The sequence below is a fragment of the Streptomyces sp. NPDC001970 genome, assembly GCF_053594115.1.
Genome location: NZ_JBSFDW010000002.1, coordinates 247,689 through 271,839 on the forward strand (window position 1 = coordinate 247,689; position 24,151 = coordinate 271,839).

Here is a 24,151-nt window from a genome sequence, read left to right on the forward strand (position 1 = left end):
GGCGAAGCGACCTGCCCCGCCGGACAGCGAAGAGTGGAACGTGTCGGCGTGCGAAGGCGGTCATCTGCCGTGCGCGACGCCAAGAGGGCTGCGGGGCCGCGGGGGCTGCGAGGAGGAGTGAAGGCAGGCCTGATCAACGCATCGTGTGCCAGACTCGATCGCATGAGCCGACGACGACATTGATCCACGACTGCCGGTCCCGGAACGGGCTGTCGCGGGCCGCCGCGCGGGTGAGCACCCGGCGTCCCCGTCCGCTCCGCACAAGGACCACGATTCATGCTCACCTCTTCGTCATGCCCATCCCCACCTCACCCCGGTGTGCGCCGGATCGAGCGAAAGCTCTACGCCTACGCGGGGTTTGAGGACTTCGTCCTGCTCTACCCCGTCTACGCGCTGCTGTTCGCCGAGCACGGGCTGAGCACCGCTGAGATCTCCTTCCTCTTCTCCCTCTGGTCCCTCACCGGGCTGGTGCTGGAAGTTCCCTCGGGCGTCTGGGCCGATGCCGTGTCGCGCCGCCTGATGGTGACCGTCGGACCGCTGCTGTCGGCGGCCGGATTCGCGCTGTGGGTCCTGACCCCGTCGTACGCGGCCTTCGCCGCCGGGTTCGTGCTGTGGGGCGTCGGGGGCGCGCTGCGTTCCGGCGCCATGGAAGCACTGGTGCACGACGAACTCGAACGGCTCGACGCGGCGTCGCGGTACGCCCGCGTCATGGGGCGGGCCGCCGCGGTGAGCATGGTCGCGACGGCGACGGCGACCGCGGCGGCGGCCCCCGCCTTCGCGATGGGCGGTCACGGTCTGCTCGGTGCGGCGAGCGTCGTCGCGTGCCTGCTGTGTGCGGCCGTCGGTGCGACGCTGCCCGAGCATCGCACGCCCGCCGTCGTGACCTCCGGTCGCGGGGCCTACGCGGCGACCCTGCGGGCCGGCCTCGCGGAGGTGCGGGGCAGACGCCCCGTGCGGCGCGCGCTGATGCTGTCCATCGTGCTGACCTCCGTCTGGGGCGCGCTCGACGAGTACGTACCGCTGCTGGCCGCCGCCACCGGCGTCGCCACGAGGACCGTCCCGCTGCTGGTCCTGGTCGTCTGGATCGGGGTCACCGTCGGCTCGCTGCTCGTTGGGCCGGGAGAGCGCCTGTCTGCTCGGGTCCTCGGCGCGGCCGTCGCAGTCGCGGCGGGTGCGTTGGCAGCCGGTGCGCTGTCGGGCAGGGCGGCCGGGTTCGTCCTCGTCGGCTTGGGATTCCTGGTGCTCCAGCTGGCGGACGTCCTGGCCGACGCCCGCCTCCAGGCGTCGATCACGGGCCCGAGCCGCGCCACCGTGACGTCCCTCGCCGGCCTCGGCACGGGCGCCGCCACGCTCCTGGTCTACGGGGCGTACGCGGCGCTCTCGGGCCACGCGTCGCACGGCGTCGTCTTCGCCCTGCTCGCACTGCCGTACCTGGCGGTTGCCGTGGCCCTGGCCCGGGCAGGACGCCCGCGCACCTCGGATTGTTCCGATCCGTAGGCCATCAAGGGCAGTGGCGGACCACGCCCGAAGGATCTGCCGCAGATCCGCTGACCGGGCGACCCCGACTGCTCGACCGAGCCCGCCGTCCGTGCCCCGTATCAGCGCCGAGGCGCCGGTGATCCACGGGCGCCAGGACCGCATCGTCACCGAGGACGAGGCCGGTACCTCGGCCCGGTCCATACCCTCGGCCTCGCCGGCCCCGATCGAGGACGCCGGGCACTGCACTCAGGTCGAGCAGCCACAGGCGTTCACCGCGGTGATGAGGCTGTGGCTCACTCGGAGATGGGACGGCACCGGCCCCGGGGACGGGCAGGCTTCGCGGACCCCCGGTGCCGCCGGGGAGCGCGTGACAGCGGCCGGTCCTCCACGGCGAGGAGCGCGGGGGCTGGCCCCGGGGCGTGCGCCCCGGTCCGGTGCCCGGCCCCGTCGGCGGCGACCGGCGGCCCCTGTGGGCCGGGCCCCGGTGTGTCCGGGCGTCTGTTATTCGTCGATCTGGAGCACCGCCATCATGCCCGCGTCCTCGTGGTTGAGGATGTGGCAGTGGAGGACCGTCCTGCCCGGGTAGTCGAGGAAGCGGGACCGGATGACGATGTTTCCGCGCGGGGGCACGTCCACGGTGTCCTGGAAGCCGCGGTTGATCTGCGGGTTGCCGTTCACGCTCATCACCTGGAAGTCGTTGGTGTGCACGTGGAACGAGTGCACCTCGTCGCTGTCGTTCTTGACGGTCCACTCCTCGGTCGTGTTGAGCTTGACCCGGAAGTCGACGCGGTTGTGGTCGAATTGCCTTCCGTTGACGTAGAAGAGCGTGCCGTCCGCGTTCTCCGTGAAGACGATCGTCTTGCGGCCCGCGACGGGTTCCTTCGCCAGGTCGTCCACCGGTGCGAAGGAGGTGGGCAGGGCCGCCGGCCGCGTGGGTTCGCCCGCGGACCGGACCGTGGCGAGCGTGGCCCGGGGGAACTGGTTGCCGGCCTTGCCGGTGTCGTACGGCAGGGTCTGAAGTTCCGTCACGCCCGCCTCGGGGCCCTGCACGAGCACGTCGTAGCGGGCGCCGGCCGGGATGACGAGGGTGTCGGCCGCGTAGACCTCGTTCACCGGGTTGCCGTCCCGGGCGACGACATGGAACGTACTGCCCGGCAGGGCCACTTTGTAGAAGATGTTCGCCCCGATGTTCGCGAGCCGCCACAGCTGGGTCTCGCCGGGCCGGATCCGGATGCGCGGGTTCAGCTGACCGTTCACGGTGCGCGTGGTCGGTGCCCCGATCTTGAGGTCCTGGGTCTTGATCTGGTCCCCGACGAGCTGGAAGTCCTTGAGCGCGATGACGTGTTCGGTGATGCCGCGCAACGAGGCAGGCATGTACGCGTCGAGCCCGTCGACCAGGATGACGCCCGACATGCCGCCGGCGGTCTGGGCGGCCGAGGCCGTGTGCGGATGCGGGTGGTACCAGTACGTCCCCGGCGCCAGGCTGTCGGGGAAGGTGTAGGAGTATTGGAACGTCTTCCCGGGCTCGATCGCGAGGAAGACGTTGTCGGAATTGCCGCCGGGGGAGACGTGCATGCCGTGCACATGCAGATTCGTCCGGTTGTCCAGCTCGTTCTTGAAGGTGATCTCCATGCGGTCGCCCGGCCGCAACCGCAGTGTCGGCGGCATGTAGAGGCCGTTGTAGGTGAGGGCCCACACGTCGCGCCCCGCCAGAGGCACCTTCTTCCGCTCGACGACGATCGTCGTTCTGAGCAGGCCGTTCCTGCTCACGACCTCTGCCGGGTCGCGCAGGTCGGAGGTCGCCTGCGCGGAGAGGGCCGGTGACGGCGACACGCTGGACGGGGGCGTCGATGACGGGGCGGAATGAGCGTGCGGGCCCCGTCGGGACTCCATCGCGCATCCGGACGCGAGGGCGAGGGCGACGAGCGCGGCCGCGATGACGGTCGTTGGCCGGTGGACGTGCGGATGCAAGCTGAACTCCCTACGAGAGCTGCCGGGCACTTGAGGAACGGGCGTGGGTCCGGTTTGCCATGATGCACCCTTAATTGAGCGAAATGGCTGATAACTCAATGAGGGGGTGCTCTTGTTGAACGACCCGCCGCCGGATCGGCCGCCACCGCCGCCGCGGGCGGAGCCCGGAGCCACGGACACGCCCAGGGTCGTGCGTGCGCGGGTGCGGAGGGCACGGCACCCGGGCCACCGCGATGAGCCGCGCGTCCGCGGGACCCACAGTGTGTCCGCGGGTCCGTACCGACTGTGACCGCCCGCGAACCCGCTCGCACCTGGGGCGACACGGACCGTCGGAGGGGAGGCACCTGTCGGGTGTCCGCCTTGTGCGCTCGGCTCCTACGCTGGTGGCGAGGGCCCTCCGGGCCCGGCCGGTCCCTGCGGTGACCGCCGAGAGGAGAGAACCATGCGTGCCTCGCTCCTGCAGATGTCCGTCGACTCGGCCGAAACCGCCGGCGACCGCCGCCTGAGGGCAGCCGCGACGGTCCGCAGCCGGGCCGGTGACGACCTCGTCGTACTGCCGGAGCTATGGACAGCCGGAGCGTGGGCCTACGACGACTGGGAGCGCGATGCCGAGGGGCTGGACGGCCCTACCGCCGAAGTGATGTCCGCCGCCGCCCGCGCGGCCGGCGTGTGGCTCCATGCCGGGTCGATCGTCGAGCGGGACGGGGACGGGACGCTGTACAACGCCGCTCTGCTCTTCGACCGGGAGGGAAGCCTGCGCGGTCACTACCGGAAGATCCATCGGTACGGATTCGACACCGGCGAGGCCGTTGCCATGGGCGGGGGCAGCGACATTGTCACCGTCCCCACGGAATTCGGCGGGCTGGGCCTTGCCATCTGCTACGACCTCCGCTTCCCGGAGCTCTTCAGAGGACTGCTCGACGCCGGGGCGGAACTGATCGTGGTGCCGGCCGCATGGCCCGCCGCCCGTCTCGCGCATCTGCAGCTCCTGGTCCGTGCGCGCGCCGTGGAAGAGCAGGTGTTCCTCCTGGTCTGTGACGCCGCGGGAGCTCACGGGGGTGTACAGCAGGCCGGGCACAGCATGGCCGTCGACCCCTGGGGAACCGTGGTGGCCGAAGCGCGCGACCGCGAGCAGACCGTGACGGCCGACGTCGACATGGCCGAAGTCGCCCGGATCCGCTCCGAACTGCCCGTCCTGCGCGACCGTGTGCTCGGTATCCCCGCCCCCGCGGGGCGTTGAGCCCCGGATCCTGCGGCGGTCCGCTTGCCGGCTGAGGATGGTCACAGGGCTGTCCCGCGACGAGATCATCCGGGCGCTCGACCGTGCCCCCTCGGCGTGTCCCCTGACCTGTTCCCGTGGTGTTCCCGGAACTGGGAACACGACCGGCCGGTGACCTCTGTGCGCAGGTCACCGGCCGATCGCCCGGGAACGCAGTGCGGGACCGTAATCGGATTCCTGACTCGGTCTTGACCTGGGACAACGCCGCTGACCAGCGAATTCGAGGTTTGTTCGATGCCAGTCCCTGCCACTCGGAGCCTGCGAACTCGCGGTTGCTGTTCCCGTGGGAACAGCCCTTCTCAGGACCTCGCAGGTTGCCTCCCGGGTGTGTACAAAGAACCCGAACCGCGATGCCTGGGAACAACGGGCCTCCGACCCCGCTCGCCCTCGGGTGCGGTTGCCCTCTCCTCCACCGAGGCGACTGCGGCCTGTTCAAGACAGCCGGCTGCCTTGACCGGGCCGAGACGCTCCTCGATATGCAGCAGTTCCCTTTTCGCAGTGGACCAGGCCCGAGCGGGCGTCGGAGTCGCAGGTGCGCAGAGCGGCGGCACGTCCCTCCCTCGGGCGGGACCGCGGCCCTGCGTGGACGCCGTCAGTGAAGAGCCGGTTAGCGGGGGGTGGCATCAGCAGCCCCGGACTGTGCCGGCGACAGCTCGTCGGAGAGCTGCCGTACGACGGCCATGTCGCTGAAGGGAAGCAACTCCTCACCGATGATCTGGTGCGGCTCGCTGCCCTTCCCCGCGACGAGGACCACGTCGTCGGGTCCGGCGGCGGCGAGGGCGAAGCGGATGGCCTGACTCCGGTCGGGGATCCGCTCGAACGGGGTGCCGGTCGGGGTGATGCCGGGGACGATCTGGTCGAGGATCGCTCCGGGATCTTCGGTGCGGGGGTTGTCGGAGGTGAGGACACAGAGGTCGGAGAGCCGGCCGGCGATGTTGGTGAATACGCCGACGTCGATGTGGGCGTCGTCCACGCGGTGGGTCAGCAGCGCCATAGAGGTGGCCTCCAGCACGACACTGCCCGTGCGGCGGTCGCGCATGTGACCGAGCAGGTACTGCAGGTCCGGCGACTCCGGCGTGGTCAGGACCGAGTGCGGCATCGGCACGGGGTCGTCGCCGATGCGGCTGCCGGCCGTCCCGATGACCCCGACCCTCGCGCCCTCGGCGATCCGCAGGACCGACTCGACCATGTACGACACCGAGGTCTTTCCGTTGGTGCCGGTGATCGCCACCATGTCCATGGCCCGCCCGGGCTCGCCGTAGTAGCGGGCGGCGACCGCCGAGGCCACCACCCGGACGTCCGGTACGCGTACGACGCACACCCCATCCGGGACGATGACGCCCGCGCCTTCCACCAGGACCGCCACCGCTCCGAATTCCACGGCACGCGTGATCCCGTCGGGGCCGCCTTCGCGGTGGCCCGGTACCGCGATGTACAGCGAGCCCCGGGTCATGCGGTGGGCGTCGAAGTGCATTCCTCCGCTGATCCGCGTTCCGATGGCGCCCTGAAGCACCTGGTGTGCGTACCCGTCCAGCAGTTCGTTCAGTTTCACAGCTGTCCCCTCGGAAGCGGAGCTCCGGTACGCCGGTTTGCGGTGGGCCGGAAGGCCGCGGTGATGACCATGGACCTGGCTGTCCGGTACCTGGAGTCAGGCACCCGACTGTCGGGGATCGCGCAGGACGTGAAAGAAATCCGAGCACGGCAGAATTCGCTTCGGCGGCTCGATGCTGCGCGAGTCTACGCCCGCAAATCGGTTGAACGATCCGCTCCTGTCCGCTCCCGTCCGCTCCGGTCCGGCCGGAGTGGGGCGGAGTGGGCCGGAGTACAGTGGTGCTCACTGAGAGCACCTCGCACGTCTGCTGCCATGCCGGCGTCGTTCTTGGGTACGACGACAGGGACATGCCATGGGCATGATCACACAGCACGCACCCCGCCTCAGAAACAGAGTCACCGTGAATCACGATCAATCGCTGCCCATCAGGCTGGAACTGCTGCCCCCAGGTGCCGGGCCGTACAGGCTGGACGGCGCGTGGTGGCCCCGTTCTCATGACCTCGCCCGCGAACTGCCGGATCTGCTGGCGGCGTTGGACGAGCGGTGGCCGCACGTCAGCAGGATCACGGTGAGCCGGCCCCTGTGGCGCACCGGGCTCGGCAGGCTCACCCTCGCCGACCGTACGGTCCACATCAACCGCTCCGACGCGGGGGAGAGCCCGAGTGCGATCCGTCTGCTCTCCTACGGCGTCGGGCGCTGCGATCTGCTGGTCGTACCGCCCGGCGCGACACCCGCGGAGGCGGACCGTCTCATGTCCTCGGCGACCACCCACGACGAGACGCATGCCGGATAGGCCGGAAGGGCTCAGGCGCCCCGCGAACGCCGGGCGGCGTCTGCGGCGGGAGGCGGTGGGGTCGAGGCCCGGGCGGGACCAGTTGGCGGCGAGGCGGATGCTGAGTTCGCGGCCGTCCGCGACGTGATCCAGCGCGAGGGCGAGGTCGCGAACGGCATGTCACCGTCCTGCGACTCGGGCTCGGCAAAGCCGCGCCCGCGAACCCAACCGGGCCACACCCCTCGGTGCGCCTCGACGAGCCCTTTGAACCGCTCCGCTGAACGGCGACCGCCGAACCGCTCGGACTGCCACTCGCCGGCCTGACGCCACTTGACCTGACAGGTCACCGAACCGTCCTTGTTCGGCCTCTCCACCATGCTCGCCATGATCGGACAATAGGTATGAATGTCGCCGGCCCTGTTCCCGTGATGTTCCCAAAGTGAGGAACACGACCGGCCGGTGACCTCTGTGCGCAGGTCACCGGCCGATCGCTCGGGAACGCAGTGCGGGACCGTAAACCGCGCTGTGAACCCTGGCTGTTGGCTCTGCAGAGCCGCAGAGCCGCAGAGCCGCAGAGCCGCAGAGCCGCAGAGCCGCAGAACTGTGGAGCCATGGAGCCGTGAGGGCTGTGAAGTTGTTGCCGCCCGACGGTGCGAGCCCGGCGCGACGGATCGTTCGCGCCGCCGGGCGGAGCCTTTGGTCGTCCCCGGCCCGGAGGGGACGGACGGCGTCCGTGAGCGCTGGGGACCGCGGCGGGGCGATGGGCTTCCGGCCTGGCCTTCCTTCAGGTCAGGAAGGGGGTCGTGCTGCCCGTACCACCGCACTGGCTCGCCGCCGCGGTCCTCGCGCTGTCCTTACCGCGGGCCACCCCTCATCCGGGCCGGCGGTTCGGACGGCGTACGGGAGGAAGACCTCCCAGTCGGCTCCCGTACGCGGTCTCGGTGGGCCGAGTACGCCGCTCAGTCCTCGCGCAGGGCGCGGACCGCTTCCTCGACGCGCTTGCCGTAGTCCGGGTCGGCGGCGTGGAAGTGGGCGAGGTTCTTCTCGATCACGTCGTCGCGCGAGACCTGGGACAGTCCGCCGGCGATGTTCGCGACCAGGCGCTGCTTCTCCTCCTCCGACATCAGTCGGTAGAGCTCGCCGGCCTGGAAGAAGTCGTCGTCCTTGGAGTGCTGCGGCGCGGCGTGGGTGCCCGTCCAGCCGCGGACGGCCAGCGGGGCCGCGAGGGCCGCGTCCGTCTGGGCCGGGCCGGAGTACGAGTTGGGCTCGTAGTTCTTGTCGTGGCGCGAGCCGTTGCGGGTGGCCATGAAGCCGTCGCGGCCGTAGTTGTCGGCCCCGGCGGGAACGGCCTTCGGGGCGTTCACCGGCAGTTGGGTGTGGTTGACGCCCAGGCGGTAGCGGTGGGCGTCCGCGTACGCGAACAGACGGCCCTGGAGCATCTTGTCCGGCGAAGGGCCGATGCCCGGGACGAAGTTGTTCGGGGAGAACGCGGCCTGCTCGACCTCGGCGAATACGTTGTCCGGGTTGCGGTCGAGGACCAGCCGGCCGACCCGCTGCAGCGGGTAGTCGCCGTGCGGCCACACCTTGGTGAGGTCGAACGGGTTGAAGCGGTAGTCCGCGGCCTCGGCGGCCGGCATGACCTGTACGTACAGGGTCCAGGACGGGTTCACCCCGCGCTCGATGGCCTGCAGCAGGTCGGTCTGGTGGCTGTTGGCGTCCTTGCCGACGACCTCTGCGGCCTGCTCGGACGACAGGCAGCGGATGCCCTGGTTCGTCTTGAAGTGGTACTTGACGAAGAAGGCCTCCCCCGCGGCGTTGGTCCACTGGTAGGTGTGGGAGCCGTAGCCGTTCATGTGGCGGTACGAGGCGGGGATGCCGCGGTCGCCCATCAGCCAGGTGATCTGGTGCGTGGCCTCGGGGGCGTGCGCCCAGAAGTCCCAGACGTTGTCCGGCTCCTGCTTGCCCGTGAACGGGTCGCGCTTCTGGGAGTGGATGAAGTCGGGGAACTTGATCGGGTCTTTGATGAAGAACACCGGCGTGTTGTTCCCGACGAGGTCGTAGTTGCCCTCTTCGGTGTAGAACTTCAGCGCGAAGCCGCGCGGGTCACGGACCGCGTCCGCGCCGCCGAGCGAGTCGGCGACGGTCGAGAAGCGGAGGAACGTCTCGGTCCGCTTGCCGACCTCGGAGAGGAAGGCGGCCTTCGTGAAGCCGGTGACGTCGTCGGTCACCTCGAAGTAGCCGTAGGCGCCGGAGCCGCGTGCGTGGACGACGCGCTCCGGGATGCGCTCGCGGTTGAAGCGGGCGAGCTTCTCCAGCAGGTGCTGGTCCTGGAGGAGGAGCGGGCCACCGACGCCGGCGGCGGCGGAGTTCTGGTTGTCGGCGACCGGAGCGCCGGACTCGGTCGTTAGCACGCGCTGCGTCATGGGTGGCTGGGTTGACCTTCCGTGCAAGGGGCTGCCTGGGGGCGCCCCCAGCGATAGCGAGGGGGAGTGCCTGGAGCGTAAATTCACTCCGGCGAAAACGTCAACAGTTTGTTGAAATGGAGGTGATGAATCCGGGCCGTGGCTGCACTTGGGCGCGACAGGACAGGTGTCAGCGCAGCCACGGCCCGGATGTCGGGGGAGGGCCTTCGGGCCCTCGGGGCGGAGCCCTTCGGGCCCCTTGCGGAGCCCTGCCGGGCTCAGGCCACCGGCCGGCCCGAGAGGCGCTCGACGGCGCGCAGCAGGGCCGAGTGGTCCAGGCCGCCGTCGCCCTGTGTGCGCAGGGAGGCGACCAGCTGGGCGACCACGGCGCCGACCGGCAGCGCGGCACCGACGTTGCGGGCGGCGTCGGTGACGATGCCCATGTCCTTGTGGTGCAGGTCGATGCGGAAGCCCGGCTTGAAGTCCCGGTTCAGGAAGTTGTCCTTCTTGCGGGCGAGGACGGTGGAGCCGGCCAGGCCGCCGCCCAGGACGTCCAGGGCGGCCTGGAGGTTCACGCCGGACTTCTCGAGGAAGACGACGGCCTCGGCGCAGGCCTGGATATTGACCGCGACGATCAGCTGGTTGGCGGCCTTCACCGTCTGGCCGGAGCCGTGCGGGCCGCACAGGACGATGGTCTTGCCCAGCGCCTCGAGGATCGGGAGGGCCTCGTCGAAGACCTCCTGCTCGCCGCCCACCATGATCGAGAGGACGGCCTCGATGGCGCCTGCCTCGCCGCCGGACACCGGGGCATCCAGGACGCGGATGCCCTCCTCGGCGGCGTTCTTCGCCAGGTCGATGGAGGTCTGCGGGGTGATCGACGACATGTCGATCAGCAGCGCGCCCTGCTTCGCGTTCGCCAGGATGCCGTCGGGGCCGTACGAGATGGCCTCGACCTGAGGCGACGCCGGCACCATCGTGATCACGACGTCCGCGTCCTCGACCGCCTCGGCGATCGAGCCCGCGGCGGTGCCGCCGGCGGCGGCCAGCCGGTCCAGCTTGTCCTGCTCCAGTGTGAAGCCGGTGACGGAGTAACCGGCCTTCAGCAGGTTCTCGGACATGGGGGAGCCCATGATGCCGAGGCCGATCCATGCGATCTTGGGAAGAGTGCTCATGGTGAGGGTGCCTCTCGGAAACTGGTGGTACGGGCAAGAAGTCAGCGGGCCGCGCGGGCCTCGGCGGGCAGCCAGTCGAAGGCCTCGGCGCTCGGGCGGTCGCCGGCCTTGTACTCCAGGCCGACCCAGCCGTCGTAGCCGGCCTTCTTCAGCTCGTCGAGGAGCTGCTCCAGCGGGAGCGAGCCGGTGCCCGGCGCGCCGCGGCCCGGGTTGTCGGCGATCTGCACGTGGCCGGTCCTGTCGGCGTACTCCGCGATGACCTGGCCGACGTCCTCGCCGTTCATCGACAGGTGGTAGATGTCGAGCAGGAACTTCGCGTTCCCGAGGCCCGTCGCCGCGTTCACCTTGTCCACGACCTCGATCGCGGACGGAGCGCTCACCAGCGGGTAGAGCGGGGACTCCGGCTTGTTGAGGGTCTCGATCAGGAGGATCGCCCCGACCCGGTCGGCCGCGCGGGCCGCCGTGATCAGGTTCTCCAGCGCGAGCTCGTCCTGGACCGCAGGGTCGACGCCCTCGACGCGGTTGCCGTACAGCGCGTTGAGCGCCTTGCAGCCCACCGATGCGGCGAAGTCCGCGGCGACGTCGATGTTGGCGCGGAAGCGGTCCGACTCCTCGCCGGGCACGGAGAGAGCGCCGCGGTCGGGTCCCGGCAGCTGCCCCGCGTAGAAGTTCAGGCCCACCAGACGGGTGCCGGCAGCCACCAGCGCCGTCTTCAGGGCGTCCAGCTCGCTCCGGTCGGGCGTGGGGGTCTCGATCCAGGGCCACCACAGCTCGACCGCGGTGAAGCCCGCCGCGGCGGCGGCCGCGGGGCGCTCCAGGAGCGGGAGTTCCGTGAAGAGGATCGACAGGTTCACATCGAAGCGCTGGTCCGTGTATCCCATGAGGGCTGTGCGCTCCTTCCGTAGCGCGGAAGTTAGTTTCTGCTTAATGGAAGATTGCCTGGAGCGGGGGGAGGCTGTCAAGAGCGGCCACGAAAGCGAGCACAAAAAGACCCCTGCTGAGGCGCCCTGGGGGCGCCCCGGCAGGGGTACGGCCGGCCGATGGCTACAGCGCGTCGACGGCACTCACCTTCCAGCCCTCCGAGGTGCGCGTGAGGGTCATCCGCACCCGGTTCAGATCGAGACGGGGCCCCGGGACCTGGGTGCTCCGGGTCACCTGGTTGACGAACAGCAGGACGACGGCCCGGTCGGGCGACGCCGACACGACCGACGCCGCCTGGGCGCCACCACCCGGGGGCCTCGCCACTGTCGCCTCGACCACGCCCTGGTACTTCTTCGCGGTCGGTGCCACCACCTTCGCCGTCGTCCTCCCGTACTCCTCGCGGAAGGCCCCGGTGAGATGGGCGCGCGCGGCGGCGAAGTCCCGGTCCAGATGCCTGTTGTCGTACGACAGGACGACCGGCGCCGCCTTCTGCGCGGCGGCGAGCGCCTGGCGCCGCGCCTGGTCCGTCTGCCGGGCGTCCCGGTACTCCCCTACGAGCACGGCGGTCGCGATCAGGGCCACCAGGGCCAGGACGGCGAGCACGGCGCTCACCACGCCACGCCGCCCGCCGCGCCGTCCGCCGCGCGGCCCCGGCTCGTTCGAGCCCGGCTCGTCCGGATCCGGTCCTTCCGGGTCCGTCCCCTCCCGGTCCGGCTCCTCCCAGTCGGGCGCCTCCCAGTCCGGCTCCGCTCCCTTCGTGCCCGGCTCCGGCTCCTCCGCGCGCAGGGTGCGTCCGGCCACCACCGTGACCTCGTCCCCGCTGTTCGCGGGGGCGTTCTCACCCGCTTCAGGGCGATGGGCGCGCTTGGCCGCCGCTCGGGCGGCCGCGGTCATGGAGCGGCGGGCGGGAGAGCTGACGCCGCGACCTCGGGTGCTCGTGTTCGCCACGGGGTTTCTCCTCTCTGGAGGTACGGGGTGGTGGGTGCGGGGGTAGAGGACGAGGGACGAGGGGACGAGGCGCGCTCAGCCGACGAACTCGACATCGGACGTCAGCCAGCGACCGTTCTCGAGTACGAGATCGAGCTGCAGCCGGTAGGTGCGGGCCTGCCCCTCGGGCGCGGCGACGTTGGTCACCTTGCTGTCGGCGACCACCAGGACCCGGGCGGTCCGCTCGTCGGCCCTGGCGATGCCCGCTTCCAGCACCTGCCCCTCGGAGACCGACTTGTTCGCGGCGACCAGCTTGGTCAGCTCGGCGGTCTGCGCCGCGAACTGCTCCCGGAACTCGCCCGTGGCGCCCTTCAGCACGTTCGCGCTGTCCCGCGAGTAGTGCCGGTGGTCGAGCGAGGTGAAGTTCAGTGCGGACTGGCGCGCCGCGGCCAGGATGGCCTGGTGCCGCTGTTCCTCGACGCGCTGCTCGTACACCTCGTACGTCAGCAGGCCGGACAGCGCCGTCGTCAGAACGGTCGCCACGGCGAGGGACGCGGGCATCGCCCTGCCCCGGCGTGCGGCCTCAGTCAGCAGGGCCCACAGGCGGCGCAGCGACCGTGTCACGCGTGCCGCGAGGCCCCCGGCCGCCGCCTCCTCGCTCCTGTCCTTCATGTTGCTCATGTCGCTCACGCCATCGGTCCGACGAGCAGCCATTGCCACGAGTCCTTTCCGAACACCCTCGGTTCACCGCCGGTCGAGCCGATCTCGACGGGCGTTCCGTCCGGTCCGGCGGCGGTGCCGGTCTCCGGGTCGTACGGGGCGATGTATGCGGCCGGGTCCGCACCGCCGGACCCGGCGCGCCCCGAGGCGCCGGGGGCGTTCTGGGCGCCGCGGACCGAGGTGGGACCGCCGCGCGGGGCCGCACAGTGCGCGCCGGTGTTCGCCGGCCGTTCGCTCGTGTCGGCCGGGTCGCGCCGCTGCGTCCCGTAGCCCTGCCGGCAGGGCGGCGGATCGTCGGCGTTCACGACCAGCCCGAAGTGGGTGGTGCCGTCGCCCGGGATCACGGTGTAGCTGCCCGCGACCACCACGGGGAACGTGACCAAGGCCTGCTCCACACCGGGCAGCCGGGCCACCGTGATCTGCCCGCCGCTGATGAGATTGCCCAGCAGGACCGGCACATGGGGCCGAGTCGCGGTGAGCAGTGAGTTCACCTCCTGCGCGGCGGGGGCACCGGCGCCGATGAGCCTGCGGATGTCCCCGTCACTGGACTTCAACTCGGCGGTGAGGGCCGCCAGGTCGCGGGAGAAGGCCTTGATGGCCGAGCCCTTGTCGGCCTGCGTCTTCAGGACCTTCCGCGAGTCCTCGATCAGCGTGATGGTCTGCGGGAGCGAGCCGGACGCCGACTCGACCAGGGCGTTGCCCGAGTCCACCAGCCGGCTCAGCTCCGGTCCGGTGCCGGCGAACGCCTTGCCCAGCTCGTCGACCGTGATCCGCAGATCCTCCTTGCCGACGGAGTTCACGAGCTCGTCCAGGCTGCCGATGATCTCCGTATTGGGCAGCGGCCCCCGGGTGTCGCGGCGGGCGATCGTGCTGCCGTCGCGCAGATAGGGGCCGTCGGTGGCCCGCGGCTGGAGGTCGACGTACTGCTCGCCGACGGCCGAACGGTTCGCCACCACCGCCACGGTGTCCGCGGGGATCCGCGGTGCGTCCTCGATGTCCAGCGCCACCGACACCCCGTCCGCGCCGGCCAGCCGCAGCTCCCCGACGCGGCCGACCGGCACCCCGCGATAGGTGACCTCGGCGCCGGAGAAGATGCCCCCGGAGTCGGCGAAGTCGGCCCGTACGGTGTATCCGCGGTCGAGGAGGGCGTCGGCCAGCCCCGTGTACCGGGCGCCGACGTACGACACGCCGACGGCGGTGACCGTGGCGAAGGCGAGCAACTGGGCCTTGACCGTAAGTGTGATCACGGCAGCATCCCCTTCAGCATGAGCTCGGCGAGGGCGGGATCGACCCCGGGCGGGAAGCCGTCCTCGTCCCCGCTCCCGTACGAGGCGTAACTGCCGGTGCACACCGGCGGGCAGAGCGCATCCCCGTCGTCCGAGGGGGCCGAGGGGCTGCCAGGACCGTCCGGCACGCCCGGCGCGTCCGGCAGCGCGGTGGGCGTCGGCACACCCGGGACCGCGGGGACCTCCGGGAGGCCGGGGACCTCGGGGAGACCCGGCTTCCCCGGCTTACTCGGCTTCCCGGGTTCGTCGGCGAGGTTGCCGTAGATGCCCGCGAGGTCGAGATCGGCGGTGATCTTGAGATTGACGTAGTCGCCCTTGACGGCGTCCACCGCGTTGCGCGGGAACGGATAGGTCGTCAGCAGCTCCAGGGCGTTCGGCAGATCGTCGCCCGCCTTGTTCAGCTGCTCGAGGATCGGGCGCAGACTCCGCAGATTGGCGATCACATCGGCCCGGGACGCGTTGATCACCTTGGTGCCGGTCTTGCCGAACTCCGACAGCGCGGTGAGCATCGACGTCAGCTTTTGCCTCTGGTCGGCCAGTACTTTCAGCGCGGGCGGCATGGTGTCGACGGCCTGGGCGATCGTCTTCTGCTCCTGGCCGAGCCGCTTGGCCAGCCGGTCGATGCCGTTCAGCGCGCGGACGATCTCCGCGCGCTGCTCGTCGAGGCCGCCGACGAAGGTGTCGAGCTCGGTCAGCAGGGACTTGACCCGGTTCTCCCGGCCTTCCAGGGCCTTGTTGAGCTCCGTGGTGATCGTCTTGAGCTGGGCCACCCCGCCGCCGTTGAGCAGCGCCGACAGGGCGGACAGCACCTCTTCGATCTCCGGGTTGCGGCCGCTGCGGGACAGCGGGATCCGGGCGCCGTCGGTGAGCCTGCCGACGGGCGTGGTGTCCACCGGGGCGGACAACGCCACGTACTTCTCGCCGAGCATGCTCGTCTGGCGAAGCTCGGCGATCGCGTTGCCCGGCAGCTTCACCGTGTCCGAGATACGCAGCCGCACCGTGGCGTGCCAGCCGTTCAGCTCCACCTTCTCGACCGCGCCCACGGTGACGTTGTTGACCTTCACCGCGGACTGGGGCACCAGGTCCAGGACGTCCCGGAACTCGACGGTGACCCGGTAGGCGTTTCCGTCGGCGGCCGCGCCGCCGGGCAGCCCGACGTCGTACAGACCGTTGAACTCGCAGCCGGTCAGTACCAGTGAACCGGCCGCCGCCCACGCCGCCGTGGCTCTGCGCAGTGCCCTCATGCGCGGGCCTCCAGGATTCCGCCGAGCGTACGGTCGACCGAGCCGGCCCCGGAGACGGGCAGGGTGCCGGCCGGCCCGAGCTCCGGGAGCGAGCCGAACAGTTCCTCAAGCTCCCGGCAGTCCGCGGCCTTCGCCTCCCCGGTCGTGCTGAGCAGCGAGCACAGCAGCGCGGCCGGATCCTGCGCCTGCTCCGGGTTGTTGCGGGTGTCGAGGGTTCCGGACCCCGCGTTGTAGGCGTTCTGCAGATTCGACAGGCCCGCCGGGGCGACCTCCAGCAGCTCCGCGAGCGCCGCGCGCTGGGTGACCAGCACCTTGGTGACCTTGCTGAGCCCCTCCACGTTCGACGTCAGCGACTTCTTGTTCTTCCGCACGAAGTCCGACACATCGGCGAGCGCCACCCCCAGATGCCGCAGGGCGGCCGCGAGGTCCGTGCGTTCCGCGGCGAGCTGCCCGGCCACCTGCTCCAGGCTGTCGTTGAACGACCGCACGTTCTTGTCGTCGGCGGCCAGCACGGCCGTGAACACCTGCAGATTGCGGATGGTGCCGAACATGTCCTTCCTGCCGTCGGACAGCGTCGTCACCGCCAGGGAAAGGTCCTCCACCGTCTGGTGCAGGTTCTCGCCCTGCCCTTCGAGGTTGTCCGCGCTCACGCCCAGCAGCCGGGACAGCGAACCGTCCTGGTTCGCGCCGCGCGGGCCCAGCGCCTCCGCCGTCGTGTGCAGACTCTCGAAGATGCGGTCCAGCTCGACCGGTACGGCCGTCCGCTTCTCCGGGATGACATCGCCGCTGCTCATCACCGGGCCGCTCCGGTACACCGGCAGCAGCTGCAGGTAACGGTCGCTGACCACCGAGGAGTTGATGATCGCCGCCTTGGCATCGGCAGGGACCTTTCGTCCGGCGTCGTACTCCAGCGTCACCCGCACCCGCTCGCCCTGCGGAGTGATCTCCTTGACCTCACCGATCCGGACGCCCAGCACCCGTACGTCGGAACCGGGATAGATGCCGACCGTGCGCGGGAAGTACGCCGTGACCCGGACCGGATCCCGCTGCGGCCACAGCGCCACGACGGCCCCGGCGATGACCGCCAGCGCCGTGACCAGCGCCGCTCGGCGCAGCAGACGCCTGCTCATCACGAACCTCCCGTCCGCGGGACCACCGGAGTGGCAACCATGTTCTGGATGTAGCTGTCGAACCAGCGGCCGTTGCCGAGGGTGTTGGTGAAGACCCGCACATAGGGCGCCATCAGCTTGATGCTGCGGTCGAGGCTCGCCTGATTGCGTTCGAGCATCGCCACCACCGTGTTCAGGCCCTTGAGCGCCGGGCCGATCTCCGCGTTGTTGTCCTTGACCAGGCCAGACAGCTGGATTCCGAGCGCGGCCGAGCTCTTGAGCAGGGCGTGGATCGCGGCCCGCCGCTGTGCGATCTCCTTGAACAGCGCGTCGCCGTCCTTGACCAGCGTGGAGAACTCGCCGGAACGCTCCGCGAGCACCTCGCTGACCCCGTTCGCGTGGTCGAGGAGTTCACGCAGCGCCTGGTCGCGGGACGCGACCGTACGGGAGATCTTCGACAGGCCCTTGATGGACGCCTTCACCTCGGCGGGGGAGTCCTCAAAGGTGGTGGAGATGGTGTCGAGCGCCTGCGCCAGCTGCTCCGTGTCGACCTTCTCCGTCGTGGTGGTCAGATCGCTGAAGGCCGCCACGACGTCGTACGCGGGAGTCGTCCGGCTCAGTGGGATCTCGCTGCCTGGCTTCAGCTGCCCCGGCCCCTTCGGTTCCAGCGCCAGGTACTTCGCGCCCAGGATCGTCTTGACGCGGATGGCCGCGCCCGTCCTGGTGCCGAAGTCCGGCTCGCCCTTGACCCGGAAGACCACCTTGACGTGGTCTCCGTCCAAATCCACCTCGTCGACCTTGCCGACCTTCACGCCGGCGATACGGACCTCGTCGCCGGGCTTGAGCCCGCCCGCCTCCGAGAATGCCGCGCTGTACGTCTCCCCGCTGCCGATGAGCGGAAGGCTGTCGGCGTTGAACGCGGCGACGGTCAGCAGCCCGAGCGTGGTGAGGCCGACCGCGCCGATGACGACCGGGTTCCGCTCGCGGAACGGCATCATGCGTGCTTTCATGCGCACCTCGCACGGGCGACGTGGAGCTCGGGAGTGAGCACCTCCCGGGTCTTCGGCAGCACGATCCGGCCGTCGAAGTCGCAGAGGTAGAAGTTGAACCAGGAGCCGTACGAGGCCGTCCCGGTCAGCTCGTTCAGCTTGTTCGGCAGCCGCTTCAGCACGCCCTCCACGGTCTTCTCGTTCTTGTTCAGCGTTCCGGTGAGATCCCTCAGCTCGGCGATGTCGTCGCGCAGCGGAGGCCGGGCGTCCTCCAGCAGGCCCGAGGTGGCCTCCGTCAGATCACCGATGTTCACGAGCGAGTCACCGATGGGCTTGCGGTCGGCGGACAGCCCGGAGATCACCCGCTGGAGCTGCTTGATCAGCCCGGAGAAGCGAGCGCCGCGCTTGTCCAGGGTTGCCAGCACCGTGTTGAGGTTGTCGATCACGGAACCGATCAGCTCGTCGCGGTCGGCGAGCGTGGTGGTGAGCGAGGCGGTGTGCGCGAGCAGGCTGTTCACCGTTCCGCCCTCGCCCTGAAGGGTCTTGATGATCTCGCCGGCGAGCTGATTGACGTCCTTGGGGCTCAGTGCCGCGAACAGCGGCTTGAACCCGTTGAGCAGCGCGTTGAGATCGAGCGCGGGCTGCGTCCGGGACAGCGGGATCCGCCCTCCGGGCGCCAGCCGGGTGCCGTCGCCGGCGCCCTCCGTCAGCGCGATGTACCGCGAGCCGACCAGGTTGCGGTAGCGGATGACCGCGCCGGTGCTGGTGAGCAGCGGACGGTTGTGGGTGACGCTGAAGCTGACCTCCGCCAGCGTCCGGTCCGTGATGCGAATGTCATGCACCTCGCCGACCCGCACCCCGGCCACCCTGATGTCGTCGCCCTCCTCCAGGCCGGTGACATCGCTGAACACCGCCTTGTACGTGTGCTCGGGAGTGAAGGAGATATTGACGATGGTGGCCGCCAGCAGCGCGGTTGCGAGCACCGTCACGACCGCGAAGACACTGAACTTGACCAGCGGCGCCGCGGTCTCCCTGGCGCGCTTGACGCGTACGAACCTCATGCGACGCTCACCGCCGTTCCCCGGGCCATCGGACCGAACAGCAGCGTCGCCACCGCGGGCACCTCATCGGCCGGCACGCCCATGACGGGCGCGACGAGCGAGTTCACGGCACGCTGCTCGGCCGCGGTGGCGGACACCGAGGACGCCTGGGACGCACTCGACGTACCGCGCGTACCGTCGTTCAGCTTGTCGTGCGGTGCCGGGATCCGCGGATGAGGCATTCCGCGGCAGTCGGGTCCCGAGCGCTCTCCATAGCGCGGTTCCTCGCCGGGCTCGTACGCGCCCTGCGGGCGGACGACTTCCAGGGTGATATGCATCTTTCCGCCTTTGAAGGTCTGTTCTGCCGCCGCCTCCTGCCTCACCAGGCCGTCGAGGAGGCAGGGGTACTCCGGCGCGTAGCGGGCGAACAGCGCGAGCGTGGGGCGGGAGACCCGGCCCAGGGTGATGAGCCGCTCCCCGTTCTCGTCCAGGAACCCGTCCGCTGTCCTGGCTACGGTGGCCGTGGAGGTGAACAGGGTGGCCAGCTGGTCCCGCTTCTCCACGATCGTGCGGCTCGTGGTGACGGTGTTCCGCAGGATCCTCATCAGGTCGGGCGCGGCGTCGCCGTAGACCTCGGCGACATCGGCGAACCGCGAGATGTCCTCCTTGATCGACGGCATATGGGGGTTGAGCCGGGCCAGATAGCCCTCGACGCGGGTGAGGTTGTCGCCGATCCGGTCGCCGCGGCCTTCGAGGGCAGTGGCGAACGCCGAGAGCGTCGCGTTGAGTTCGGCGGGCCGTACCGTACGCAACAGCGGCAGCAGGTCGTTCATCAGCTGCTGCACCTCGATGCCGACCTTGGTGCGGTCCTGGGTGATGACGTCCCCGGCCTGGATGTGCCGCCGGGACGGCTCCCGGGGAGCCACGAGGTCGACGTACTTCTCGCCGAACAGCGTCTTGGGCAGCAGCCGGGCATGCACATCGGACGGGATGCGGGAGACGTGCTCCGGCTTGAGGGCGATGTCGAGCGTCGCTTTCTCACCGTCGGCCCGCACCGCGCGGACCTCGCCGACCAGCAGCCCGCGCAGCTTGACGTCGGCCCGCGGCTCCAACTGGTTGCCGAGCGTGTCGGCCTCCAACGTGATCCGTACGACGGAGACGAACACCTGCTGGTAGACAGCGACGGACAGCGACAGCAGCAGCGCGATGACCGCGATGAAGACGATGCCGTACACCCTCAGTCCGACGATCCGTGTCCGCATCGGCCCTACCCCGCAATCCGTACGGTCGTGTTGGCGCCCCAGATCGCCAGGCTGAGGAAGAAGTCCAGGACATTGATGGCGACGATCGAGGTGCGTACCGCACGGCCCACCGCGACGCCCACACCCGCAGGACCGCCGCTCGCGTAATAGCCGTAGTAGCAGTGCACCAGGATGATCACGACGGCGAAGACGATCACCTTGCCGAAGGACCAGAGCACGTCGACCGGCGGCAGATATTGCTGGAAGTAGTGGTCGTACGTGCCCGCGGACTGCCCGTAGTAGCCGGTCGTGATGGTCCGGGCGGCGAAGTACGAGGACAGCAGCCCGATCACGTACAGCGGGATCACGGCGACGAAACCGGCGATCATCCGCGTGGTCACGAGGAACGGCAGCGAGGGGACGCCCATCACCTCCAGGGCGTCGGTCTCCTCGCTGATCCGCATCGCGCCGAGCTGCGCGGTGAACCCGGCGCCGACAGTCGCGGACAGGGCGAGCCCGGCCACCAGCGGGGCGATCTCGCGGGTGTTGAAGTACGCCGACAGGAACGCGACGAAGTTGGAGGTGCCCAGCTGGTTGAGGGCCGCGTACCCCTGCAGGCCCACCTCGGTGCCGGTGAAGAACGACAGGAACGCGATCACACCGACGGTGCCACCGACCACGGCGAGCGCGCCACGGCCGAAGCTCACCTCGGCGAGCAACCGCAGGATCTCCTTCTTGTAGCGGCGCAGGGTGCGGCCGGTCCAGGCCAGCGAGCGCCCGTAGAACGACAGTTGGCTGCCCAGCTCCTCGAGGGAGCGGAGCGGACGCCCCACGAACCGGTTGATGAGCGCCATTCGTCAACCCCTCTGCGGAACGATCTGGAAGTACACGGCGGTCATCACGAAGTTCGTCACGAACAGCAACATGAAGGTGATCACCACGGACTGGTTCACCGCGTCGCCGACGCCCTTCGGCCCTCCCTTGGCCGTCAGCCCCTTGTACGAGGCGACGATCGCCGCGATCGCGCCGAACACCAGGGCCTTCAACTCGGCCGCCCAGAGATCGGACAGTTGGGCGAGCGTGGTGAAGGAGGCCAGATAGGCGCCGGGCGTGCCGTTCTGCAGGATGACGTTGAAGAAGTAGCCGCCGGCCACGCCGACCACCGACACCAGGCCGTTGAGCAGCACCGCGACCACCATCGAGGCCAGCACCCGCGGCACGACCATCCGGTGGATCGGATCGATGCCCAGCACCTGCATCGCGTCGATCTCCTCACGGATCTTGCGCGCACCGAGGTCCGCGCAGATCGCGGTGCCGCCCGCCCCGGCGATCAGCAGCGCGGTGACGATCGGCGAAGCCTCGCGCAGCACCGCGAGCACCGAGGCCGCACCCGAGAACGACTGGGCCCCGAGCTGGCGGGTGAGGCTGCCGATCTGCAGGGCGATGACCGCGCCGAAGGGGATGGAGACCAGTGCGGTGGGCAGGATCGTGACGCTCGCGATGAACCAGGCCTGCTGGATGAACTCCCGGACCTGGAAGGGCCGCCTGGGAATGGTGCGTACGACGTCCAGGGCCATGGCGAAGAGACTGCCGGAGTGGCGCAGCGCGCCGGTGGGGGAGAGGCTCATGCGCCCACCACCGCCTCTCGCTTCGCGATGGCCTCCCAGCGGGGCGGCCGGGTGATCCCGGGACTCGGCAGCAGGCGTGGTGTCATGTCCTTGACAGCGGTGCCCTCATTTACCTGGGCCAGCTCCTGCTCGACCTGGGCCGCGTCCTTCTCCTCCGCCATGCCGATCGGCCCCTGCATCCGGCCGTTCAGGAACTGCCGTACCACCGGCTCGTCGCTGGTCAGCAGCTTCTCGCGGGGGCCGAACATCACCAGCTCGCGGCGGAAGAGCAATCCGATGTTGTCCGGCACCTGCCTTGCCGAGGCGATGTCGTGCGTGACGATCAGGAACGTGGCGTCGATCTGCGCGTTGAGGTCCACGATCAGCTGGTTCAGATACGCCACCCGCACCGGGTCGAGACCCGAGTCCGGCTCGTCGAAGAGGATGATCTCCGGGTCGAGGACGAGCGCCCGGGCCAGCCCCGCCCGTTTGCGCATACCGCCGGATATCTCTCCGGGCAGCTTCTCCTCGGCACCGATCAGCCCGACCATGTCCATCTTCTCGAGGACGATGCGTCTGATCTCGCTCTCCGGCTTACGGGTGTGCTCGCGCAGCGGAAAGGCGATGTTGTCGTACAGGTTCATCGACCCGAAGAGGGCACCGTCCTGGAAGAGGACGCCGAACAGCTTCCGCACCTCGTACAGGTCGTGCTCGCGGAGCCTGGTGATGTCCCGGTCCGCGATCCGGATCGACCCACGGTCCGGCTTGAGCAGCCCGACGAGCGTCTTGAGGAACACCGACTTGCCCGTGCCGGAAGGGCCGAGCATCACCGAGATCTCCCCGGCGGGAAGCGTCAGCGAAACGTCCTGCCAGATGACCTGGTGGCCGAAGGACTTGGTCAGCCCTTCCACACAGATCTCGACACCCATCCGGTTCACCCTTCGGCCGTGGAGCAGCTCCTACATCTGCTCTACGGGGAGGGGCGGGGGGTCCGTCGCAACGAATTCCGAAATCTTTTACGAGCGCGCAATCGAGCGCGACCGCGGGTGTGCGGGCGCGGGCGGCTGTGGCGCCGCAGGCGCCATCCAGCCCGTCCGCCGGCATCCAGGCCGAAAACGAATACCCCCGTGCCCTGCGCGGCGTCGTTCGGGCGATGCGTACCCAGTCGGCGCCGCGCGACGGCGCCCTGCCGGCGATGTTCCTCGACGCGGCCCTCCTCGTCGTCCTCGCCGCCGCCTGCCGGCATCAGCTCGCCACCACGACCAGCGAGTCATCGCCACCAGCAAGGCGCTCGTTCACGTGCAGGCCGCCTACGACCAGGCCACCGCGATGCCGCCGGCCGTCCTCGCCCACCACAAGCCGTCAACACCCGCGGTCGAATGATTCATCTGCTTGATGCACGAGGCCGTGCCCACAGTGCTGGCCGCAGTAGAGCCAGCAGAAGCCGTCGACCCGGTGGTTGCCGTCGCTCGTGGCCGCCGGGGCCGGGGGCCGCCGCGGGCGAAGTCGGCGATACCGGGGATAATCCGAGGGGTAACGCGAGTTCCGTAAGCGTGGCGCTGCCCGGGATCAGTGGCTCGGGACCGTCGCCGCGGGTGCGTCGGTCCTCTCGTCCTCGGCGAAGAGGAGGGTGGGTTCGGCGAGGATGTCGCGGCCGGTCTCGCTCTTGTAGATCTCGTCGACACTGCCGAAGCGGGCGTCGGCGTAGTCGAGGTCGAGCAGAGAGGCTGCGTGGCGGACCGACGCCTCGTCGGGTCCTTCGATCTCGACGAAGGTGGGGAGGTCGGGCCAGGTGTCGAAGTCGAAGGCGACCTCGCCCAGGCGCCACTCCTCGCGGTAGTTCTCCTGGTAGCGGACCTCGCGCAGACCGAGTCGGCGCAGGATGTCGGCCATGGCATGCAGGTCGGTGACCTCAGTCTCGATCTCGGTGGTGCCATCGATCGTGGTGGAGTCGGTGACCTGCTTGAGCGTGAGGGTGGAGCGGGTGCCTTCGTCGCGGAGTCGGACCCACTGGCCGTTGTCGAGGGCGTCATTCTCGAAGATCTTGCGGGTGAGCAGGGTCCGGGGGAATGCCTGCGTGGCACCGAGGGCGGTCAGCTTGACCTGGAGATCGGCCACGTCGACGGACAGGAACGTGGCCTCGTACTCGTGCTTCATGATCCTCTTCTTCGGTTGCTGTTCTCGGCTACGTGGCGGTGCGGGCCGCGAGGAGCAGGCCCATGCGGTGGGTGTGGCTCCGGAACTGACCGACGTGCGCCCGTTCGGTGAACTCGTTCGTTCGCAGCATGAGCAGAACGTTCCAGCTGACGGTGAAGTGACGGCCGAGCTTCTCGGGTGAGGTGTAGTGCTCGATGAGGTAGTGGCGTCCCTCGACAGGCATCATGAACTCCGCACCGAACAGGCCGTCGACGCGGACCATGGACTGCATTCGGGCGACGAA

21 protein-coding genes are annotated in these 24,151 nt (G+C 69.8%); 3 read left to right on the forward strand and 18 right to left on the reverse strand.

Going from position 1 to position 24,151, the window contains the following annotated elements; translation table 11 throughout:
* Positions 1–276: 276 nt before the first annotated feature.
* Positions 277–1,497 (forward strand): MFS transporter, encoded by a 1,221-nt coding sequence (locus tag ACWCP0_RS03650; protein ID WP_451077205.1) that lies wholly within the window; start codon positions 277–279, stop codon positions 1,495–1,497.
* A gap of 483 nt (positions 1,498–1,980) precedes the next feature.
* On the opposite strand, the gene ACWCP0_RS03655 is transcribed toward ACWCP0_RS03650, so the two are convergent.
* A complete protein-coding gene (locus ACWCP0_RS03655) occupies positions 1,981–3,450 on the reverse strand; it encodes a multicopper oxidase family protein (protein ID WP_451077206.1) in 1,470 nt (489 codons plus the stop codon).
* Between the two features lie 442 nt (positions 3,451–3,892).
* Here ACWCP0_RS03655 and ACWCP0_RS03660 point away from each other — a divergent pair, with 442 nt between their 5' ends.
* Positions 3,893–4,690 (forward strand): carbon-nitrogen family hydrolase, encoded by a 798-nt coding sequence (locus tag ACWCP0_RS03660; RefSeq protein ID WP_451077207.1) that lies wholly within the window; start codon positions 3,893–3,895, stop codon positions 4,688–4,690.
* A gap of 646 nt (positions 4,691–5,336) precedes the next feature.
* Here ACWCP0_RS03660 and ACWCP0_RS03665 read toward each other — a convergent pair.
* On the reverse strand, positions 5,337–6,281 hold the full coding sequence (locus ACWCP0_RS03665) for a Mur ligase family protein (RefSeq protein WP_451077208.1): 945 nt from the start codon (positions 6,279–6,281) through the stop codon (positions 5,337–5,339).
* 400 nt (positions 6,282–6,681) lie between these two features.
* Between ACWCP0_RS03665 and ACWCP0_RS03670 the strand changes: the two genes are divergently transcribed.
* Complete coding sequence (locus ACWCP0_RS03670) at positions 6,682–7,074, forward strand: DUF5994 family protein (RefSeq protein ID WP_451077209.1); 393 nt, start codon at positions 6,682–6,684, stop codon at positions 7,072–7,074.
* 938 nt (positions 7,075–8,012) lie between these two features.
* On the opposite strand, the gene ACWCP0_RS03675 is transcribed toward ACWCP0_RS03670, so the two are convergent.
* From ACWCP0_RS03675 to ACWCP0_RS03750, 16 genes are all read right to left on the reverse strand, one after another.
* The gene (locus tag ACWCP0_RS03675) at positions 8,013–9,476 is read right to left on the reverse strand and encodes a catalase (protein ID WP_451077210.1); all 1,464 of its coding nucleotides are present in this window, start codon (positions 9,474–9,476) and stop codon (positions 8,013–8,015) included.
* A 257-nt stretch (positions 9,477–9,733) separates the two neighbouring features.
* A complete protein-coding gene (locus tag ACWCP0_RS03680; RefSeq protein ID WP_451077211.1) occupies positions 9,734–10,627 on the reverse strand; it encodes a 2-hydroxy-3-oxopropionate reductase in 894 nt (297 codons plus the stop codon).
* Between the two features lie 41 nt (positions 10,628–10,668).
* Positions 10,669–11,508 (reverse strand): TIM barrel protein, encoded by an 840-nt coding sequence (locus ACWCP0_RS03685; RefSeq protein WP_451077212.1) that lies wholly within the window; start codon positions 11,506–11,508, stop codon positions 10,669–10,671.
* A 163-nt stretch (positions 11,509–11,671) separates the two neighbouring features.
* Positions 11,672–12,496 (reverse strand): hypothetical protein, encoded by an 825-nt coding sequence (locus tag ACWCP0_RS03690; RefSeq protein WP_451077213.1) that lies wholly within the window; start codon positions 12,494–12,496, stop codon positions 11,672–11,674.
* Positions 12,497–12,571: 75 nt separating this feature from the next.
* Positions 12,572–13,156 (reverse strand): hypothetical protein, encoded by a 585-nt coding sequence (locus ACWCP0_RS03695; protein WP_451077214.1) that lies wholly within the window; start codon positions 13,154–13,156, stop codon positions 12,572–12,574.
* Between the two features lie 5 nt (positions 13,157–13,161).
* The gene (locus ACWCP0_RS03700; RefSeq protein ID WP_451077215.1) at positions 13,162–14,442 is read right to left on the reverse strand and encodes an MCE family protein; all 1,281 of its coding nucleotides are present in this window, start codon (positions 14,440–14,442) and stop codon (positions 13,162–13,164) included.
* Positions 14,439–15,725: an MCE family protein gene (locus ACWCP0_RS03705; RefSeq protein WP_451077216.1), complete on the reverse strand. Its 1,287-nt coding sequence runs from the start codon at positions 15,723–15,725 to the stop codon at positions 14,439–14,441. The genes ACWCP0_RS03700 and ACWCP0_RS03705 overlap by 4 nt, the downstream gene beginning before the upstream one ends.
* Positions 15,722–16,855 (reverse strand): MCE family protein, encoded by a 1,134-nt coding sequence (locus ACWCP0_RS03710; protein WP_451077217.1) that lies wholly within the window; start codon positions 16,853–16,855, stop codon positions 15,722–15,724. The genes ACWCP0_RS03705 and ACWCP0_RS03710 overlap by 4 nt, the downstream gene beginning before the upstream one ends.
* Complete coding sequence (locus tag ACWCP0_RS03715; RefSeq protein ID WP_451077379.1) at positions 16,855–17,832, reverse strand: MCE family protein; 978 nt, start codon at positions 17,830–17,832, stop codon at positions 16,855–16,857. Before ACWCP0_RS03715 ends, ACWCP0_RS03710 begins: the two co-directional genes overlap by 1 nt.
* Before the next feature lie 8 nt (positions 17,833–17,840).
* Positions 17,841–18,884 carry an MCE family protein gene (locus ACWCP0_RS03720; protein ID WP_451077218.1) on the reverse strand — a complete coding sequence of 348 codons (1,044 nt, stop codon included), beginning with the start codon at positions 18,882–18,884 and terminating at the stop codon, positions 17,841–17,843.
* Positions 18,881–20,125 carry an MCE family protein gene (locus ACWCP0_RS03725; protein ID WP_451077219.1) on the reverse strand — a complete coding sequence of 415 codons (1,245 nt, stop codon included), beginning with the start codon at positions 20,123–20,125 and terminating at the stop codon, positions 18,881–18,883. Before ACWCP0_RS03725 ends, ACWCP0_RS03720 begins: the two co-directional genes overlap by 4 nt.
* A 5-nt stretch (positions 20,126–20,130) precedes the next feature.
* Positions 20,131–20,958, reverse strand: coding sequence for an MlaE family ABC transporter permease (locus ACWCP0_RS03730; RefSeq protein WP_385419186.1), 828 nt, complete (start codon positions 20,956–20,958; stop codon positions 20,131–20,133).
* 3 nt (positions 20,959–20,961) lie between these two features.
* Positions 20,962–21,732 (reverse strand): MlaE family ABC transporter permease, encoded by a 771-nt coding sequence (locus ACWCP0_RS03735; protein ID WP_451077220.1) that lies wholly within the window; start codon positions 21,730–21,732, stop codon positions 20,962–20,964.
* Positions 21,729–22,640, reverse strand: coding sequence for an ABC transporter ATP-binding protein (locus ACWCP0_RS03740; RefSeq protein ID WP_451077221.1), 912 nt, complete (start codon positions 22,638–22,640; stop codon positions 21,729–21,731). Before ACWCP0_RS03740 ends, ACWCP0_RS03735 begins: the two co-directional genes overlap by 4 nt.
* A gap of 640 nt (positions 22,641–23,280) precedes the next feature.
* The gene (locus ACWCP0_RS03745) at positions 23,281–23,868 is read right to left on the reverse strand and encodes a class IV adenylate cyclase (protein WP_451077222.1); all 588 of its coding nucleotides are present in this window, start codon (positions 23,866–23,868) and stop codon (positions 23,281–23,283) included.
* A gap of 28 nt (positions 23,869–23,896) precedes the next feature.
* Positions 23,897–24,139 (reverse strand): hypothetical protein, encoded by a 243-nt coding sequence (locus ACWCP0_RS03750; RefSeq protein ID WP_451077223.1) that lies wholly within the window; start codon positions 24,137–24,139, stop codon positions 23,897–23,899.
* Positions 24,140–24,151: the final 12 nt, after the last annotated feature.